Source organism: Citrobacter amalonaticus, from assembly GCF_001559075.2.
Taxonomy (GTDB): Bacteria; Pseudomonadota; Gammaproteobacteria; order Enterobacterales; family Enterobacteriaceae; genus Citrobacter_A; species Citrobacter_A amalonaticus_F.
In genome coordinates this window covers 850466-867251 of sequence record NZ_CP014015.2, presented here as the reverse complement: position 1 = coordinate 867251, position 16786 = coordinate 850466, and the positions used below count along the sequence as shown (strand labels likewise).

18 protein-coding genes are annotated in these 16786 nt (G+C 47.7%); 6 read left to right on the top strand and 12 right to left on the bottom strand.

What is annotated here, in order from left to right; translation table 11 throughout:
* Positions 1-18: 18 nt before the first annotated feature.
* From AL479_RS04175 to AL479_RS04155, 5 genes are all read left to right on the top strand, one after another.
* Positions 19-414 carry a DUF423 domain-containing protein gene (locus AL479_RS04175; RefSeq protein WP_042999489.1) on the top strand — a complete coding sequence of 132 codons (396 nt, stop codon included), beginning with the start codon at positions 19-21 and terminating at the stop codon, positions 412-414.
* Positions 407-1507, top strand: coding sequence for a 23S rRNA (cytidine(2498)-2'-O)-methyltransferase RlmM (gene rlmM / locus AL479_RS04170; protein ID WP_061075168.1), 1101 nt, complete (start codon positions 407-409; stop codon positions 1505-1507). Before AL479_RS04175 ends, rlmM begins: the two co-directional genes overlap by 8 nt.
* Before the next feature lie 392 nt (positions 1508-1899).
* Positions 1900-2067: a YhfL family protein gene (locus AL479_RS04165; RefSeq protein ID WP_061075167.1), complete on the top strand. Its 168-nt coding sequence runs from the start codon at positions 1900-1902 to the stop codon at positions 2065-2067.
* 121 nt (positions 2068-2188) lie between these two features.
* Positions 2189-2836 carry a response regulator transcription factor gene (locus tag AL479_RS04160; protein ID WP_061075166.1) on the top strand — a complete coding sequence of 216 codons (648 nt, stop codon included), beginning with the start codon at positions 2189-2191 and terminating at the stop codon, positions 2834-2836.
* A gap of 88 nt (positions 2837-2924) precedes the next feature.
* Positions 2925-3485 carry a hypothetical protein gene (locus AL479_RS04155; protein WP_061075165.1) on the top strand — a complete coding sequence of 187 codons (561 nt, stop codon included), beginning with the start codon at positions 2925-2927 and terminating at the stop codon, positions 3483-3485.
* A 20-nt stretch (positions 3486-3505) separates the two neighbouring features.
* Here AL479_RS04155 and AL479_RS04150 read toward each other — a convergent pair whose 3' ends face one another.
* From AL479_RS04150 to fucI, 12 genes are all read right to left on the bottom strand, one after another.
* Entirely contained in the window at positions 3506-4021 is a 516-nt protein-coding gene (locus tag AL479_RS04150; protein WP_061075164.1) for a hypothetical protein, read from the bottom strand.
* Entirely contained in the window at positions 4011-4889 is an 879-nt protein-coding gene (locus AL479_RS04145; protein WP_061075163.1) for a DMT family transporter, read from the bottom strand. Before AL479_RS04145 ends, AL479_RS04150 begins: the two co-directional genes overlap by 11 nt.
* Positions 4890-4938: 49 nt before the next feature.
* Complete coding sequence (locus AL479_RS04140) at positions 4939-5490, bottom strand: hypothetical protein (RefSeq protein WP_061075162.1); 552 nt, start codon at positions 5488-5490, stop codon at positions 4939-4941.
* Positions 5491-5755: 265 nt separating this feature from the next.
* On the bottom strand, positions 5756-6205 hold the full coding sequence (locus tag AL479_RS04135) for a winged helix-turn-helix domain-containing protein (protein WP_192575246.1): 450 nt from the start codon (positions 6203-6205) through the stop codon (positions 5756-5758).
* Between the two features lie 775 nt (positions 6206-6980).
* Positions 6981-7454, bottom strand: coding sequence for a hypothetical protein (locus AL479_RS04130; RefSeq protein ID WP_061075160.1), 474 nt, complete (start codon positions 7452-7454; stop codon positions 6981-6983).
* On the bottom strand, positions 7451-8167 hold the full coding sequence (locus AL479_RS04125) for a winged helix-turn-helix domain-containing protein (protein WP_061075159.1): 717 nt from the start codon (positions 8165-8167) through the stop codon (positions 7451-7453). The genes AL479_RS04130 and AL479_RS04125 overlap by 4 nt, the downstream gene beginning before the upstream one ends.
* A gap of 400 nt (positions 8168-8567) precedes the next feature.
* Positions 8568-9191, bottom strand: a complete 624-nt coding sequence (locus AL479_RS04120; RefSeq protein WP_061075158.1) for a hypothetical protein — start codon at positions 9189-9191, stop codon at positions 8568-8570.
* A gap of 176 nt (positions 9192-9367) precedes the next feature.
* Positions 9368-9955, bottom strand: a complete 588-nt coding sequence (locus AL479_RS04115; RefSeq protein WP_061075157.1) for a hypothetical protein — start codon at positions 9953-9955, stop codon at positions 9368-9370.
* A gap of 386 nt (positions 9956-10341) precedes the next feature.
* A complete protein-coding gene (gene fucR, locus AL479_RS04110; RefSeq protein WP_061075156.1) occupies positions 10342-11052 on the bottom strand; it encodes an L-fucose operon activator in 711 nt (236 codons plus the stop codon).
* Between the two features lie 42 nt (positions 11053-11094).
* The gene (fucU, locus tag AL479_RS04105) at positions 11095-11517 is read right to left on the bottom strand and encodes an L-fucose mutarotase (protein ID WP_061075155.1); all 423 of its coding nucleotides are present in this window, start codon (positions 11515-11517) and stop codon (positions 11095-11097) included.
* Positions 11518-11528: 11 nt separating this feature from the next.
* Positions 11529-12926, bottom strand: a complete 1398-nt coding sequence (fucK, locus tag AL479_RS04100) for an L-fuculokinase (protein WP_061075154.1) — start codon at positions 12924-12926, stop codon at positions 11529-11531.
* Positions 12927-13031: 105 nt separating this feature from the next.
* Entirely contained in the window at positions 13032-14807 is a 1776-nt protein-coding gene (gene fucI / locus AL479_RS04095) for an L-fucose isomerase (protein WP_061075153.1), read from the bottom strand.
* A 476-nt stretch (positions 14808-15283) separates the two neighbouring features.
* On the opposite strand from fucI, the gene AL479_RS04090 reads away from it, so the two are divergent.
* The gene (locus AL479_RS04090) at positions 15284-16783 is read left to right on the top strand and encodes a sugar ABC transporter ATP-binding protein (protein ID WP_061075152.1); all 1500 of its coding nucleotides are present in this window, start codon (positions 15284-15286) and stop codon (positions 16781-16783) included.
* Positions 16784-16786 lie beyond the last annotated feature (3 nt).

Below are 16786 nucleotides of genomic sequence, written 5' to 3'. Positions count from 1 at the left end.
CTTACGTAGGGTATTACCATGACCAGCCGTTTTATGCTGATTTTTGCCGCTATCAGTGGCTTTATTTATGTCGCTCTGGGTGCTTTCGGTGCGCATGTCCTGAGCAAAACCCTCGGTGTGGTTGAAATGAGCTGGATCCAGACCGGCCTGCAATATCAGGCGTTTCATACGCTGGCGATCTTCGGGCTGTCGGTTGCGATGCAACGCCGGATCAGCATCTGGTTTTACTGGAGTAGCGTTTTCCTCGCGCTAGGAACGGTGCTGTTTAGCGGCAGCCTGTATTGCCTGGCGCTGTCTCATCTGCGCCTGTGGGCGTTTGTTACCCCTGTCGGCGGCGTCAGCTTCCTGGCAGGTTGGGTGCTGATGTTAATCGGCGCCATCCGTTTGAAGCGTAAGGGCGTAGTTCATGAATAAGGTTGTGTTGTTGTGTCGCCCGGGCTTTGAAAAAGAGTGTGCCGCAGAAATTACCGATAAAGCAGGGCGTCGGGAGCGTTTCGGTTTTGCTCGCGTCAAAGAAAATGCGGGCTATGTCATCTATGAGTGCTATCAGGCCGAAGACGCCGAAAAAATTATCAGCGAGCTGCCGTTCAGTTCGCTGATTTTTGCCCGTCAGTGGTTTGTGGTGGGCGAGTTACTCCAGCACTTGCCGCCGGAAGATCGCATTACGCCGATTGTCGGTATGTTGCAGGGTGTGGTGGAGAAGGGTGGCGATCTGCGCGTGGAAGTGGCGGATACGAACGAAAGCAAAGAGCTGATGAAGTTTTGCCGCAAATTTACGGTGCCACTGCGAGCCGCGCTGCGCGACGCCGGTGTGCTGACGAATTATGAGACGCCGAAGCGCCCGGTGGTGCACGTCTTCTTTATCGCGCCAGGCTGCTGCTATACCGGCTACTCGTATGCCAGTAATAACTCGCCATACTATATGGGCATTCCGCGCCTGAAGTTCCCTGCCGATGCGCCCAGCCGCTCGACGCTGAAGCTGGAAGAAGCGCTGCACGTATTTATTCCGCAAGATGAGTGGGATGAACGTCTGGCAAACGGGATGTACGCGGTGGATTTAGGCGCCTGTCCCGGCGGCTGGACTTATCAACTGGTCAAACGCAACATGTGGGTGTATTCGGTCGATAACGGCCCGATGGCGCAAAGCCTGATGGATACCGGACAGGTCACCTGGCTGCGCGAAGACGGCTTTAAGTATCGCCCCAACCGCAACAACATCTCGTGGATGGTGTGCGATATGGTTGAGAAGCCGGCGAAAGTGGCAGCGCTGATGGCGCAGTGGCTGGTCAATGGCTGGTGTCGGGAAACCATCTTTAACCTCAAGTTGCCGATGAAAAAGCGCTACGAAGAGGTCTCGCAGAACCTGGCCTATATCCAGACGCAGCTTGATGAACATGGCGTGAATGCGCAGATTCAGGCGCGGCAGTTGTATCACGACCGTGAAGAAGTGACGGTACACGTGCGTCGCCTGTGGGCCGCAGTAGGTGGACGTCGCGACGAGCGCTAACGGCAGGATTTTGTTTCATTGGTAAAGTTTCACAGCGCCGTCAGGCGCTGATCTTCCCACCTGTTTTTTTTGTTTTCCTTGGTATGCATAATCAATACCCTAAAGATAAAAATGCTGATTATCTTGATTTTTACTGGATTAAAACCCGAACATTCAGATTAATAGGATATTTATAGGCTAACAAGGGAGTGTCATTAATCTGACGGCAATATAAAAGTTCATAAAACCTATAAAGTTGATAATGTCTTTATTGTCTTAATGTTGTTTTATGTATTGCTCTTGCCAGAGCTTGTTGATAATAATATTTCAACGTTTTCCCGGTCAGACCTTATTCTGACTGAAAATAGATGAAAGCGTAACGTTGGTATCATTTTCTACACCAAGGAGACAACATGTCAAAGGTAATTAAATTTTCTCTGCTTGCTATTGCTATCTCTGTCATTTCTGGCTGCACAGGTAGCGTCTATAATAAACAAAAGAACTGTGATTACGATTATTTACTGCACCCGGCAATTTCTATTTCTAAGATTATTGGTGGCTGTGGTCCTGTCGATCAGTAATCTCCATATGAGCCAGTCACTCTGGTTGGCTCAATATTTTTTACCCTGCTGGGTTAGCACTCTCTGAGAAATAAGTCTCTGATCTGATTAACATGCTTCCATCATGTCAAGGAGGGCATTGGTGAGATTATTATTGATTAGTGAGGATGAAATTAAAGCGCAACGCCTGTACTCCAGTCTCAGCAAATCAGGAAATGTTATTGATCGTGTGAGAAATATTTCGCAAGGTGAGGCCTTTTTAAACACGGCACATTATTGTGCCATCATTCTTTTGAATCCAACCGATCAATGCTTAAGCACCACAACACAGTGGCACTGTAAAAATTCAACATTTGCCTTAATCTCATTGATTGAGAATGGTGATGTGGCTGAAAGGGTAAAATGTTTTAATTTAGGGCTCAACGACTGCATTGATTTTCCTGTTGATATGCAAGAGCTAAATGCCCGGCTTCATGCAGCTGTCCGCAGGAGCTGCACATTAGCTCCGTCGATTTTAATACACAGTAATATTGTCTATAACACCAGTTCGCGTGAAGTCAAAGTGAACGGTGAGGAGGTGGATTTAACACCCAGGGAACTATCCCTCCTGGAGGTGTTTATGATGAACAAAGAGAGGGTACTCTCCCGACGTTATCTGGAAGATAAGCTCTGTTCATGGGGGGAGGTCATTGGCAGCAATGTCATCGAAGTACACGTCTCGTCACTGAGAAAAAAGCTGGGGAAAGGGATTATCAAGACGTTGTCAGGTCAGGGATATCGACTCCTGTAGCGTTACGTTGCACACCTTGCGTAGAAATCTCCCCAAAATAAACTGAGTTGCATTAGTGCACCATTTCTAGAATGGAGTGAAATTTATCATGGCTGATATTACGGAAATTGGTGATGTAGAAAAGGTGGGGGCTGAAATTGGCTCTCATCGTATTGAGCTCATTGTTGTTGTGAAAAATACAAGTCCGCATAAATTTGTCGCTATTGTGTTAGACGGGAAATTGGTGGGTTGCTCACCTGATGTACCTGCGGAAAGTTTTTACGTACTCAATGAGCTGGTTTTCATTGATGGTAAAATAAAAAATGTTTCCGGAATTTCGCCACCGGTTAAGCAGGGAATGATGCAAGGTATTCAGCTCCTTGTGGAGAATAAACATCTTGCAGGTAATGCGCAGCTTGCGACATTACTGAAACAGAATCGCAGCATTGTATCACCGAGCAAGCAAGGACCGGATTTAATCTATGAAATGTGGTTTTTCCTCGGTATTCTGGTTCCTGTCTGTGTCGTTTTGATTAAGGTTTTTTATCGTGATATTTATTTAGTGGTAAAAAACGTTGAAATCATTAACATGTTCATTATGATCGGGATTCCCTTTATTCCGACAACTATTTTTTATCTCATCGCGCTTATCTTTAGACGATTCTGGTAATCCACACAAGTGCGATCTTATCAGTGAAGCGGGATATTGACCGAAACTGTGTCATCGGATCGCTGAAGGCGTATTTCATCATCCGACAACCATTCGACACGCCAGAAAAGTATCTCTGTTGAGCCCACAAAGTCTGGAGTTGCAATCGGTAGCATAAAAATAGAATGGCGACTATAGAGGGACGGTCGACTGGCATGGTCATACTCAATGACCAGATGTTTTTCACCTGATGGCGATATATATTCGCGCTGGAATTCACGGGGAGCAAAAAACAGGAGCAACCAATACAGTAACACGGCAATAAAACAGGCCGGGAGAAGCGCCATGATCCGCCAGAAAATCCCGGTTCCTGCTGGTAAAATAACAAGGCTGCACAGCACCAGCAGTACCGACGGAATGCGATGAAACCACGTAAACACGATCAGGCTGTTAGCGGCGACGACGAGCGAGATCAGCATCAGCGCGCAGAGTAACCAAAAAATGCGCGTTGCACGGTGCTTTTTCCGAGGGGATATACAGCCTGCGTTATCGTTCATGGTTTTTATTATTGCGTAAAAAACAAAGCAGACAAAGCAGAATAATGGCGCCACCGACCAGGGTGACTTTTCCCGGATAGGTACCGCTGACGATATACTCCAGCAGCAGTGCCAGACAGGGCGTTAAAAACATCCAGTGGGTAACTTGCCCGGTATTTTCGGCTAAGGACAGTGCTTTCCCCCAGGTGATATAGGCGACAGCGCCGGGGAAGAGACCAAGATAAATCACCAGAGTTACTGCGCCTGATGGGGCATCCTGCAACTCGCTGAGTGCGTCAGGGGCATACCCCAGCAGCATGACGGTGCCGAACAGAAAGCTGTATGCCGTCATCTGCAACGTGGATATCTGTTGGTTCATCCTGCGCTGTATCACATTATAGAGTGCCAGTAAGGCGGCAGCGCCCAGCATCCAGATAATTCCCTGTGATATCAGCAAAGACCCTTCCTGAAGCGAGATAAACAGTACTGCAGAAAACGCAGTCAGCGTGGCCAGCCACTGGCTCATCCGCAACTTTTCCTTAAATATCATGCGTGCCAGCAGTGCGCTGATGATCGGGCACAGTGCAATGATAATGCTGGCGGTGGTGGGGTTCAGGGTGAGGGAACCCGTATTAAAGGCAATAAAATACAGTGAAAAGCCACTCGCGCCGGAGAGCATAAAAACGGGAATATGGCGCCACTTGATGGTGAGTTGTCGATTAAGAGTGAGTAGTACCATCAGACAAAGCGTAGCGACCCCGCAACGCATGAGACCGAGGGCTGTGGCCGAGAATGTCATCAATGCGACTTTGGTGTAGACATAGGCGCTGGACCAGATCGCCACGGTCAGAAATGCATAAAACTGGCTAAGTAAGACCTCCCTGTTCATCCGGGCTCCTTTATATAATAAAGGGGCGCGCCAGCACCCCTGTAGGCGATCAATATTTCAGGGAGGAAAGCGCTTCCACGCCCGCCGCGCTGTATTTCTCTTTCAGATCATCAGTGCTGTTGAAGGTGGTAATCAGCAACTTGTCTTCCAGTGAAGAGAACTGCATGACGTTATAAATACCCGTTGCAGGATTATTGATATCGGGGGTGGTCATCTGTAAACGCTGCATTTTTTTGCCGTTCACGGTCACTTCAGAAACGTGTGGGGAAAATGCGCTGAGTTGATTTTTCATCATCTCCGCAAATTTTGGAAGTTGAGACTCTTTCATCGGGTTGGTGGTCATGCTAAAAGCCATTGTCACTTTCCCTCCCTCGCTTTCAACATACCAGGCTTCTTTTGGGCGTTGTGCCGCCTGAGTATATTTTTTCTCCAGCATATCCTGAGGCATTATTTTGTACCCTTCCGGCAGTACGATGGTTGCTTTACCTCCGAGGATCTTCGTGCTGTTGGCCTCCGCTGTGCTGTCGCTGCTGCTGTCACAGCCAGAGAGCGCAAAGGCAGAACATACAAACATGGCACTAAACAAAATACGATTTTTCATCCGGTCACTCCTTGTTGGTTATTATTGGGTTATTGAAATAACCCTCCCTTCTAACTTTGCTGCCTGTAAAATGAGGCTCACTCATTTGCATCGGGTACTGAAATCGAGGTTGAAATAGCTACCGGTATACCCGTATCAGTTAACACATTGGATGCAAGAACCTCAATTACTCTGAAGGTGATATTCAGTTTTGAGCCGTTTTACGTGTGCGAAAATATTAAGCACTCATCACGCTCAGCGAGATAAAATTTTTACCTGGATGAGGTTAAATTTGTGAGAAATTAGCGTGGCTAATCTCTTTAACTTGCTGGCTCTTATCAAATGTATAGAGTGGGGTTATTTTATCATTCATCAGATAATATCCCTTCCCTCTGACACGAATAAACATCTCATTCTCTACACCGACTTCATCGAGTTTCTGTTTCAGATTTTGCATCACTTGCCATAAGCGGCTATAGGTGCCAGAAAGTTGATTTTTTTCCCAAACGTTAAATATAATTTCGTCATCGCTAACAATGCCTCTCTCTGCGTGCCGCATAAGAAAAAACATCAGTTCACTCATCGTGCTACGTAACTGGCAGGAATTCCCCCGGTTACTGATGAGCTGCTGCTGAAATGGCAAGTAGAGAACAGAGGAATCGATAAGATATCCATACAATTTATTCATATGCATGTCTGAAATTACTCCGTAATTAGATGTCCCTTTATCACTCATTATATCGGTCATTACTCTGTATTAAATCCATATAGTTGATAATGAAGTCTGAAGTGGAAAAAACCAGCTTGACTGACATAAGCAGACTAAACGGCTGAAAACCTTCAGTGGCTAAATTAAGCCTCTAACAGAACACGCTTTTCTCAGACATTTTCTTAGGGTTTCAATCGCCATAACATAAATGGTTAAATTGTATTTATCAGAGAAAAACAAAATATTAGTCTGTTTGTTAATATCATGTTGCCCTTAGGGCGGTATGTTCTGTTTACTATTGTTTTTGTCATGCTTAACTTGAGTGTAGTTTTGCTCTTTCTGGTGATAATTGGTATCTAAAGTCGCAAAATGTCATTTATTTAGTGAATTTAACTTTTGATTGTCTGTTTTATGGTTTGATTACCTTATGTATGAGTTTTATTAATGATGGGAGTTATCCTCGTCAACACAGAAGGAGCGAGGCTATTGTGTCACGATGGCATGTCCAGGTATCGACAATAGGGGGAAGTGAAAGGAAAAGTGAGCGCATCAGTGGGGTGAAGAGGCTAAAGGTGAACCACGACGTTGTCTGATACAGCTAACAGGTTGGCGGATCGTCAGGGGGCACGGTAATAACGAGAGGAGAAGCCGTACAAAGAAGGCATAACGCATGATTGCAGCACTGGGGAAAATAGCGGATTCACCGCACTGTTGATGCAGGGGAGAGGAAAATCCGGAGAGAAAGATGTCAACGTGCGTTAATCATCGCGATTCTCATCCAGATAGTGGCGTAGAGACTGGCTCAGGTATCCATTTGGCAGGCGTAGACCCAGATGTATTCTGTGCCGAAAACTAACAGGTCATCACGGATTTTATTGCTTCTTAAATTGATTTTTTCACCGACATTAATACCAAAAATGTTGCTGCTTAAGCGATCGGGGGATTTGTCGACAGAAAACCGCTGTTCCTGGAGTAATGTGGTTTCATAGAGCCCGTTGTAGAACTGGCGGTACTGGTAAGTGCCTTGCCGATAAATTTTGCTCATTGAACCATCCGCCTGATGATGAGCGCCCTTCACCGTCATACTGACCGTTTGTTTATGGATGTTAATCTTAATCCGCAGATTCATGTACTCGCCGCCGCTAAGATAAACCTTTTGCTGGCCTGTACAAGCGTAACTTTGAGTACGCGTGTAGAAATGAGAGGCAATTAAAAACAGAAGGGCCAGAACGAGAGGTATCCAGATGAAAATTTTAGTATTTTTTAGATTTATCATAATGGCCTTCTCAATATGTAATTATCACAAGCAGGTGTAGCATTTCCCGCCGAACGGCAATGCACCAGTGATTCCGTGGCAATATTGACGGAGTCATTCTCGAGGTAGTAGAGAACGTCCTGAGCGTCGCATTGCAATGATTCCTTTTGGAGCAGACGGGCAATACTTTCTTTTGCCTCTTCCGCTTTACTCAGGATATGCACTTTACACCCATTGATGGTCTCTGCTTTCGGCAAAGGCAAGGCACTAAAATGGTCTTGATGCTGAAAATGAGACCAAACGGACAGGAGCAACGCCACTGAAACGGACAACAGAATGCTGAAGTGGTTGACCCAGGACTTAATATTGAATTTTTTCTTCAACGTTCCGACGGGAGGCTGGGAAATCTCCGTCACCTTTACTTCCTCGGAAAGGAGTAATCCGATTCTGGGCTTGGTTAGCAAGACATCTTTGCTGATGCCTAAGTCACGGAAGCTTTTTCTCAGCATCGAGACATTCTGACTCAGGTTGCAGTCACTATCCACTAACTCATTCTTTTTGAAAATATCATCAAGTAGTTGATTACGCGTGAATACCGTCCCCTGGTTTTTAACCAGATATTCGAGAAGAAAGCATCCAGGCATCGCTAAAAATATGTTGTCACTGGTTTCAACGTGGGTAAGCGAGCGATCTTTCGTATTAAACCGGATTGTATCCTCTATTATATAATCCATATGTATACCTCCCAATAATCGGGAGCAATATAACAACGTGGAATTATATTAATCTCGGGATTTTTTTATCTATGAAACGTTATCTTTTGTTATGTCAGTAAATGATGATTATCTTAATCGTTCTTAACAAGTAGATAGCATGGATTTATTCACTCAGCTATAATTAACATTATAATAACTATAGTATAGGTAGACAGAAAGGACGTTAACTAACGCAATGATTAATATGTCTTTTATATGTTTCATTTGTGTAGCTTCCATGCTGTTTTACCGATAGGGAGACTAAGATAGTGTGATCTATGTCTGATGTTGCTCCAACAGTGTCTGCGTTTTCCTAGATATAACCCCTAAGCTAACTGATGTTAACTTAGGGGTTATTGAAAGAATGAAACTATCCAGGTTATTGCGATGCTGTTACCCCCAGTCTAATGGACTTTTTACGATATCCCTGCTCCATATTATAATAAAGCATATCATTGGGAGACTGTCTCGAGATAAACGGTAATATTTTTTTGCAATAAATTGCGGTAAAGGGATGATATCGTAGGAAACCACACTTATAAACCAGGTGGTTTCTTAACTGATAAATGTTCTTCTCCGTGGTGTTAAGCATGGAGGCGATGACCGGAATGTTTTTTCCTGCCGCCGTGAACTGCAATGCTTTAAACTCTTTGTATTTAACGTGCTCATGCACAAGGCTTAAATATTGCTGCACTTTCTTTTGAATGACATGGATAGGATCTTTTTTTGATATAAAATTTCGTTTCTCTCTGAGTAATGAAGGTGAAATGTCAATAGCCACAATGATATTGTGCAAAGGATTATTGAAATTAAACTTCAGGTTTGATTTTGTAAAGTTAACGGCATCAAGGATGATGAGATCATACTCATTAGATAATCTGTACACATCGGCGCATGATAAATTATCTGACGACATCGCTTCACAGTGATATTCTGCGGTTTGAAAAATGTTCAACACCCCATGGGCGAAGTAAACATCTTGAGAAATAAGCAATATATTCATGAAAAAGTCCTTTTTGCTTAAATCTGGCCGGAATGATTTAAATTCCTGCCAGATTTATATTGGGTTTAACCGCGGTTTACCGCTTTCATCACTTTATGCGTTATGTTGGATGTTTAAAGAAAAACCTGGTGTCGGCGTCCTTTGCGCTAAATTGCTATTAGCGGCATAAGTGTGCTTTAGTATTTGAGTGAATCTAAAGCGCTTAATCCAATCGGTAGATATTTATCCTTTAACTCGGCAGGTACCGAATAAGTGGACATCATCAGCTCATTGTTAAAAGAGGCAATCTGGATGAGCATGTGATTTGGTGCGCCCTTTCTCGTGGCATCTGGCATCACCATCTCCAGCCGGCTTACCGTATGTCCATTGACTTTTTGGGTGGTCAGAACGGGGTTGAGTTGTGACATTTGGGTTTTCATCATTTCTGCAACCATCGGTACTTGTTCATCCCGTAGCGCCTTTCCTGGATAAGGAAATGAAAATGTCAGGGCGATAACATTTTTACCGGTATCAATATACCAGGCTTCTTTGGGTTGAGGCGTTGCTGTGGCATATTGCGTTGCCATCTGCTTTGCAGACATGCGTTTAAATTCTTCAGGCAATGTTACGGTTGCTTTATTATCAAGGATATTGATAACGCTGACATTATCAGTCGACTGAACGGAAGCAGGAGTCGGTGAGGGCGTTTTAGCCAGCGCAACGCCGCTTGCACAGGTGAAGATGCCCAGGACCAGTAATAAAGAAACCTTAGATTTCAAACTCATAAATCATCCTTAATATATGTGTGGTGGTATTGAGTCATAAAAAATAGCGCCGTGCACAATTTTAAAAAAGAGTGCATGATTACAATTATAAATAATGACTTAATTAGATTGATAACATTAAAATTTTATCAGGGCAACGTGTAAGAATAGTAATCTTCAAAAAAGAGATTATTATCTTTATGTATTTTGTACGGGAATTTTCTTTTCTGTTTTATATTTTAGGTGAGTTTTTAGCCTAATAGACTTTGAAGGTATTATGTTTGGAGTTTAAAACTGGTTTCCTGGTGTTTTTAGGTCTATTGTTCTTATGATTTCCTGGTTGATGATAGATGATTTTATCAGGAGTGTCGTTGCTATACAGCGAATTCTATAACTGACTTGTCGAGTCACATCGATGCGCTGTCCGACACAATATGCGTTACGTCATCCAGATGGCCAATCCTCGCTTCCCCGGAACGATTAAATTTACTCTTATCGATCAGCAATAACGACTGCGACGCGCGTTTCAGCAGGACCGATTTGAAGTCCGCATTGAAGGTGCTGGAATCCCACAGTGCGCCGTGGCGGTCGATCCCTTCGCAGGAAAAAATGAACAGATCGACATCAAGAAATTTGAGCTGTGAAATGAGCGCAGGGTTGACGTAGCAGCCGTGCTTGCGTTCCAGCCTGCCGCCAGAACTGATGAGCTGAAGTTGTTGGCGTTTGCCGAGCTCCTGACAAATCGGCTGGCTGTTGGTAAAAACCTGTATATTGATATCCGGCAGTTGTCGCGCCAGATACCAGCAGGTGGAACTGGCATCCAGCGCAATCACCATACCTTCTTCAATCCAGCTCAGCGCCTTTCGGGCAATATCGGCTTTGTGCGCGTAATGGCTCTTCAGGCGAATATGAAAGGGATCGCCACTGTCCGGGTTTTCCCGCTCGATCCCTTTTACGCGCCCGTGGTTGCGCAGAACCTTTCCTTGTTCCTGTAGTTCACTGAGATCGCGGCGAATGGTCTCTTTGCTGACGTTGAGCTGAACGGCCAGTGCTTCGGTAGTCAGGCTTTTATGCTGACTGAGCAGATCCACAATTGTCTGCTGACGTGCCGCTTTCATCTCTTCTCACCTCTCAATCAAATGCCCTGACCGCGATTGAGATTACGGTGTTACCCCTTTTTTTAAAAGAATATTCCCGTACTTTGCGCGCTCGCCGGTGATGACAATGGCAAAGGCCTTTTGCGCGCGGGCGTAGAAGGCGAAACGATCGATTCGCGCGATCTCCGGGCATGGCGCCTGTAGGGAAAGCGCCTCGCGATAGCGCGTTTCAACGTGCGGGTCGAGGGTATCGCCCTCGACGGCAGCCATCATCACCAGCGGTGGCGCATAGCTGTCGAGTTCAAACAGCGGGATCACGGCTTGCAGTAAGTCGCTGACGCTGAGACCATCCGCACGGATCACCTGTGGCCCCATGCTGTTCGCTGGGAAGTGCGCGTCTGAGAAAATGATCTCATCGCCGTGTCCCATTTGCGCCAGTACTTTAAGCAGCTCCGGCGAGATGAGTGGAGAAATCGTTTTAAGCATGCGAGATTCCTTTACTGTGTTTCAGGATAGAAATAACGGTACTGGTAGCGCACCTGTTCTCTGGCCTGTTGTGGACTGGAAAACGCACCGATGCCGTACCAGCCGTACATCGCCGCGCCTGCAACGGTGGTTTCAGCGTCATCCAGCACTTTGATAGGGATCTCCAGGGTGTTGGCCTTAATCTGATTCCACAAGGTATTACGGCTTCCGCCGCCGACCAGCAGCAGTTCTGTGGCGTTGAACTGGCCAATTTTTTCCAGCGTATGCAGATTATGTCGCAACTGGTCCGTTAATCCTTCCAGCGCCGCGCGATAGAAATGACCACGGGTGGTATTCAGGGTGACGCCGCGCCAGCCTGCGTCCACAGAGGAGAGCAGCTCGCACTGCATCCGCACGCCATCGGCCCCGGCGGGAATCGCTTGCGCTTCCGCAATCAACGTTTGCCACGGGGTTTCGGGTGTCCACAGCAGCTTACGCACCCATTCAAGGATGCCGGAAGCAAGCCATTGCATCCCCGGATTGTAAAGTCCCGGTTGGCTGTCCAGTTCACAGGTTGAACCGGCATGTCTGCTTAGTAACGATGTATCGACCCTGGCGCTACGCACCATCAGGATTTCCCACGTGCCGGAAGAGAGAACCGGCTCATCTTGCTCCGCACCGGCGCCAAACAGCGCGAACTGGGTATCGTGTCCGGCAGAGATCACGGGAATTCCCGGCGGGAGACCAAGCATCGTCGCCATTGAGGGCTGCAACGAACCTACCTGTTCACCGGCTTCCACGAGTCGCGGGAAGAGCCGTCTCGGCAACCCTGCGGCCTGCAAGATATCGGCGCTGAAATCCCGCTGCTGAATATCCAGCATTTGGCTGGTGCCCGCCATAGTGATGTCAGTGGTGAATTCGCCGGTCAGGCGATGATTAATGAGTGAGGAGATAAACAGCCAGGCGTGGGCTTGATCCAGCCGTTGCGGGTGATTTTCTTTAAGCCAAATCAGCTTATATAAGGTGTTGAAGCTGAATGCGCCGACGCCGGAAAGGGTCTGCAACTGACGCGGCGGCATAAAGCGGCTGATATTTTCCATTATCGCGGCAGTGCGCGGGCATTTCCAACTGATGACTGGGTAGAGCAATTCGCCGTTTTCATCGACCAGCGCGCCGTCAACGCCAAAGGTGGTGACGGTGATACCGCGTATCCGAAAGGCCGAGAGTTCAGCCGACAGCGTCCGACAGCACTGTGCGAAACGTTGCAGGATGGCGTCCAGCGACCACTGATGCCAGGCGTTGTTTTCCATAGCTTCCTCGCTGGCATTAGCAACCGCCGCGCGAGCAACGATGTGTCCCTGACGATCAACGGCAATGGCCCGCACGTTTGTCGCGCCACAGTCGAGAACCAGGATGATTTCATTTTTCATAATGACTCCCGTTGCCGGATGGCGCTGTGCCTGTCCGGCCTACGAGCCATTACCCGTAGACCAGATAAGATGCGCCAGCGTCGCCATCAGGCAGTTACGCTATCCTTAACGTTTATACAGTGGCCCGTAGTTCTGACAGGCGCGATAATCCTGGCCTTCTGTGTCCATCCCGTGTGCGGCCCAGGCGGAAGGGCGGTAAATTTTCGCCTCTTCCACGTTGTGCATGCAGACCGGAATGCGCAGCATCGCGGCGAGGGTGATGAAGTCTGCGCCGACGTGGCCGACGGTCAGCACGCCGTGGTTCGCCCCCCAGTTCGCCATCACGGAATAGACGTCGGAGAACGGTCCTTTACCGGTAAGACGTGGCGCAAACCAGGTGGTGGGCCAGCTCGAGTCCGTGCGTTTGTCGAGGGTGTCATGGACCTCTTTTGGCAACTCAACGCTCCAGCCTTCCGCAATTTGCAGCACTGGTCCCAAACCGTTGATGATGTTCACGCGGGTCATGGTGAACGGCACGCCGCCTTCGGTCAGGAAACGTGATGAATAACCGCCGCCGCGAAAATATTCATGGATCGCCGGACACCACTCGGTTGCCGCGAGGCAAGCGTCAGCCTCCTGCTGCGTGACCTCCCAGTGTGGTTTCATCGTCGGTTTTCCGTCGCTGTCACGCTGTTTACAGGTGCCATCCAGCGCGGCGGAACCGGAGTTGATCAGATGGATAATGCCGTGTTCTGCCCGTCCGGTCAGCGGCTGACCGGTTACGCGTTCAACTGCTTCTGGCGACCAGTAGGTTCGCACATCGGCAAAGACCTGCGCGGTGCCGGTCAACTGATGTCCCAGCAGCATGGCTACGCCGTTCAGGCTGTCGTTTTCGGTGGCGACAACAAACGGTTCGCGCACACCGTTCCAGTCAAAAGAACTGTTAAGCAGCGCTTCGGCGGTATCACCGTTGGGATATTGATCGGTCCAGTGACGTTGTCCCTGGAAGCCAGCGGCAATCGCGTTATAGCCGAGCGACTCTTCCACGCGCCCCATTTCCGCCAGCTTAGGGTTTCCTTGCATCATGTCGCGAATGCACATCGCCATCAGCAGGCTTTCCCGCAGGATTGCCCGGCTCTGTTCGGCGTTCCGTTGATATTGCTTCGCGTTTTTATCTTCACCGTAGCGGAAGTGTTTATCCGCCCACGCCAGCGCCATTTCCAGCTCGGCTTCGTCATAGATTTTTTGATCGATGCGGCGACGCAGTTCAGTCATATCGACGGACTGGACCTTCATTCCCAGCCAGGACTCAAAGAAATGATGATCGACGATGGAACCGGCGATCCCCATCGACACCCCACCCAGCGAGAGGTAACTTTTCCCCTTCATGCTGGCGACAGCGAGCCCTGCCCGGGCGAAGCGCAGCAGTTTTTCCTCAACGTCGGCTGGGATCAATGTATCTCCGGCATCCTGTACATCCTGGCCGTAGATGGAGAACGCCGGGATCCCTTTTTGGCTATGCGCCGCCAGCGCGGCAGCCAGGTAGACCGCCCCCGGACGTTCGGTACCGTTAAAACCCCAGATGGCTTTTGGGCGTAGGGGATCCATATCGATGGTTTCACTGCCGTAGCACCAGCACGGTGTGACAGTGATTGTCAGGCCGACGTTTTGACTGCTGAACTTTTCCTCACAGGCGGCGGATTCTGCCATTCCGGCGATACAGGTGTCAGCAATAACGCAATCAACCGGGGTGCCACAGGCGTAGCGCAGTTTTTCTGTCAGCAGGGCGGCAGTGGCCTTTGCCATATTCATCGTCTGTGCTTCCAGTGATTCACGAACGCCCATTCGGCGTCCATCAATAACCGGACGAATACCAATTTTCGGCAGGCTGATCTTCTTCATTCGGGGTTCCTCATCTCACGTGTAGGCGTGCTGCTCAGGCGGATGACAGGGCACCACCGCAGCAGTCGTCTGAAACAGATAAATTTGCTAACTCGAGTTAGCTTAGGTATTGGCGTGTTTTTTACACAACTTTTTTCTGATGGGATTGTGAGGGGCTTCACGAGAAGTGGTTAAAATTCGATCTGCATCAAATAATTAAATGACAGCCAGATTTATTAAAGTATTTAAAATCAGATAATTATAAATAAATGTCTGCCCGGTATCACAGTTTTAACCCAAATGATTTGGCTATTTTTGGTGGCTAAAATAGCTTTAAAGGGCAACTCGCTAACTCGAGTTAGCAATATCTGGCAACATATCGACGTGACGTAAACGTGTTTTCAGGAAGTATTCACATTCATGGTGACGCTCGCTCCCTGAGAATGCACTTCGCCTGATTCACTGCCTGCAGTTTCTGATTATTGAGGAAAGCAGCAATGTCCGAAACATTTTTACAGATGAATCATATTACCAAACGCTTTCCCGGCGTATTAGCGTTGAGTAATGTGAATTTTACTCTTCGCAAAGGCGAAGTGCATGCGCTATTAGGCGAAAATGGGGCAGGCAAATCCACGCTGATGAAAATTTTGTCCGGTGTTTATCAACCGGATGAAGGGGATATTATATTTGAAGGGAAGCCTGTGTCATTCAGCGATCCGCTCAGCGCGCAGAATGCCGGGATTACTATTATTCACCAGGAATTTAATCTCTTTCCGGAATTAACCGTGGAAGAGAATATCTTTATCGGCAGAGAGTTTTGTAAAAATAACCGTTGGCGGCTGGATGAAAAACAGCAGCGACAGGCGGCAACCGAAATTTTGCAGAAATTAAACCTGAATATTTCGCCAGAAACGCTGGTGTCAGATCTGACCGTGGCGCAACAGCAGATGGTGGAAATCGCGAAAGCGATATCCGTCAATGCCAAAATCCTGATTATGGATGAACCCACGGCGGCGCTGACGGAAACAGAAATAGAAAGCTTGTTCCAGGTGACCCGCCTGCTTAAAGCACAGGGGACCGGGATTGTCTACATCTCGCATCGCCTGGAAGAGTTAGCGCTGATTGCCGATCGGGCGACGGTCATGCGCGACGGTCAATACATTGATACCGTTGATTATGAAACCGTGAAGATCAGTGAGCTGATTGCGATGATGGTCGGGCGCGAACTGGGGAATATCTATCCTCGCCGGGAAGCGCGGACGCATCAGGAGCCGGTGCTGGAGGTTAACGGCCTCACGCGCAAAGGCGTGCTCAATAACATCGACTTTACGTTGAACCGGGGCGAGATACTGGGTTTTGCCGGGTTGATGGGCGCCGGGCGTACGGAGCTGGCACGAGCCATTTTTGGCGCCGATCCCATCGACAGCGGGACCATTAAATTGAACGGCAAGGCCATTGTGATAAAGGGGATTTCTGACGCCATCGCACAAGGCATTAGCTATTTAACGGAAGACCGTAAAAAAGAGGGACTGGCGCTTAATCTGTCCGTTGAGCGCAATATCATGTTGGGAAATTACCCTGAATACGCCGACCATTTTGGTCACGTTGATTCTAAACGCTGCCAGCAAACAAGTGAAGAGCAGGTCAGGGCGCTCAGAATCAAAACGCCGCACCTTGAGCAGGCGGCCCTGAATTTGAGTGGGGGAAATCAGCAAAAAATTATTATTGCCCGTTGGGTGTGCAAAGATACCGATATTCTTATTTTTGATGAACCTACCCGTGGAATTGATGTCGGCGCTAAGCTGGAAATCTATGAATTAATGAATCGCCTCGTGGCAAAGGGGAAATCGATCATTATGATTTCTTCGGAATTACCGGAGGTGCTGGGTATGTGCGATCGTATCTTAGTCATGCGCAGTGGTCGTATTACCGGAGAATTAACTGCTGATAACGCCACACAAGAAAAAATCATGCAATATGCGACGTTAGAGGATTAAATC

Coding starts and splice junctions, on each gene's coding strand:
- AL479_RS04175 (WP_042999489.1), top strand. CDS start 19: ATGACCAGCCGTTTTATGCTGATTTTTGCCGCTATCAGTGGCTTTATT.
- rlmM (WP_061075168.1), top strand. CDS start 407: ATGAATAAGGTTGTGTTGTTGTGTCGCCCGGGCTTTGAAAAAGAGTGT.
- AL479_RS04165 (WP_061075167.1), top strand. CDS start 1,900: ATGTCAAAGGTAATTAAATTTTCTCTGCTTGCTATTGCTATCTCTGTC.
- AL479_RS04155 (WP_061075165.1), top strand. CDS start 2,925: ATGGCTGATATTACGGAAATTGGTGATGTAGAAAAGGTGGGGGCTGAA.
- AL479_RS04150 (WP_061075164.1), bottom strand. CDS start 4,021: ATGAACGATAACGCAGGCTGTATATCCCCTCGGAAAAAGCACCGTGCA.
- AL479_RS04145 (WP_061075163.1), bottom strand. CDS start 4,889: ATGAACAGGGAGGTCTTACTTAGCCAGTTTTATGCATTTCTGACCGTG.
- AL479_RS04140 (WP_061075162.1), bottom strand. CDS start 5,490: ATGAAAAATCGTATTTTGTTTAGTGCCATGTTTGTATGTTCTGCCTTT.
- AL479_RS04135 (WP_192575246.1), bottom strand. CDS start 6,205: ATGAGTGATAAAGGGACATCTAATTACGGAGTAATTTCAGACATGCAT.
- AL479_RS04130 (WP_061075160.1), bottom strand. CDS start 7,454: ATGATAAATCTAAAAAATACTAAAATTTTCATCTGGATACCTCTCGTT.
- AL479_RS04125 (WP_061075159.1), bottom strand. CDS start 8,167: ATGGATTATATAATAGAGGATACAATCCGGTTTAATACGAAAGATCGC.
- AL479_RS04120 (WP_061075158.1), bottom strand. CDS start 9,191: ATGAATATATTGCTTATTTCTCAAGATGTTTACTTCGCCCATGGGGTG.
- AL479_RS04115 (WP_061075157.1), bottom strand. CDS start 9,955: ATGAGTTTGAAATCTAAGGTTTCTTTATTACTGGTCCTGGGCATCTTC.
- fucR (WP_061075156.1), bottom strand. CDS start 11,052: ATGAAAGCGGCACGTCAGCAGACAATTGTGGATCTGCTCAGTCAGCAT.
- fucU (WP_061075155.1), bottom strand. CDS start 11,517: ATGCTTAAAACGATTTCTCCACTCATCTCGCCGGAGCTGCTTAAAGTA.
- fucK (WP_061075154.1), bottom strand. CDS start 12,926: ATGAAAAATGAAATCATCCTGGTTCTCGACTGTGGCGCGACAAACGTG.
- fucI (WP_061075153.1), bottom strand. CDS start 14,807: ATGAAGAAGATCAGCCTGCCGAAAATTGGTATTCGTCCGGTTATTGAT.
- AL479_RS04090 (WP_061075152.1), top strand. CDS start 15,284: ATGTCCGAAACATTTTTACAGATGAATCATATTACCAAACGCTTTCCC.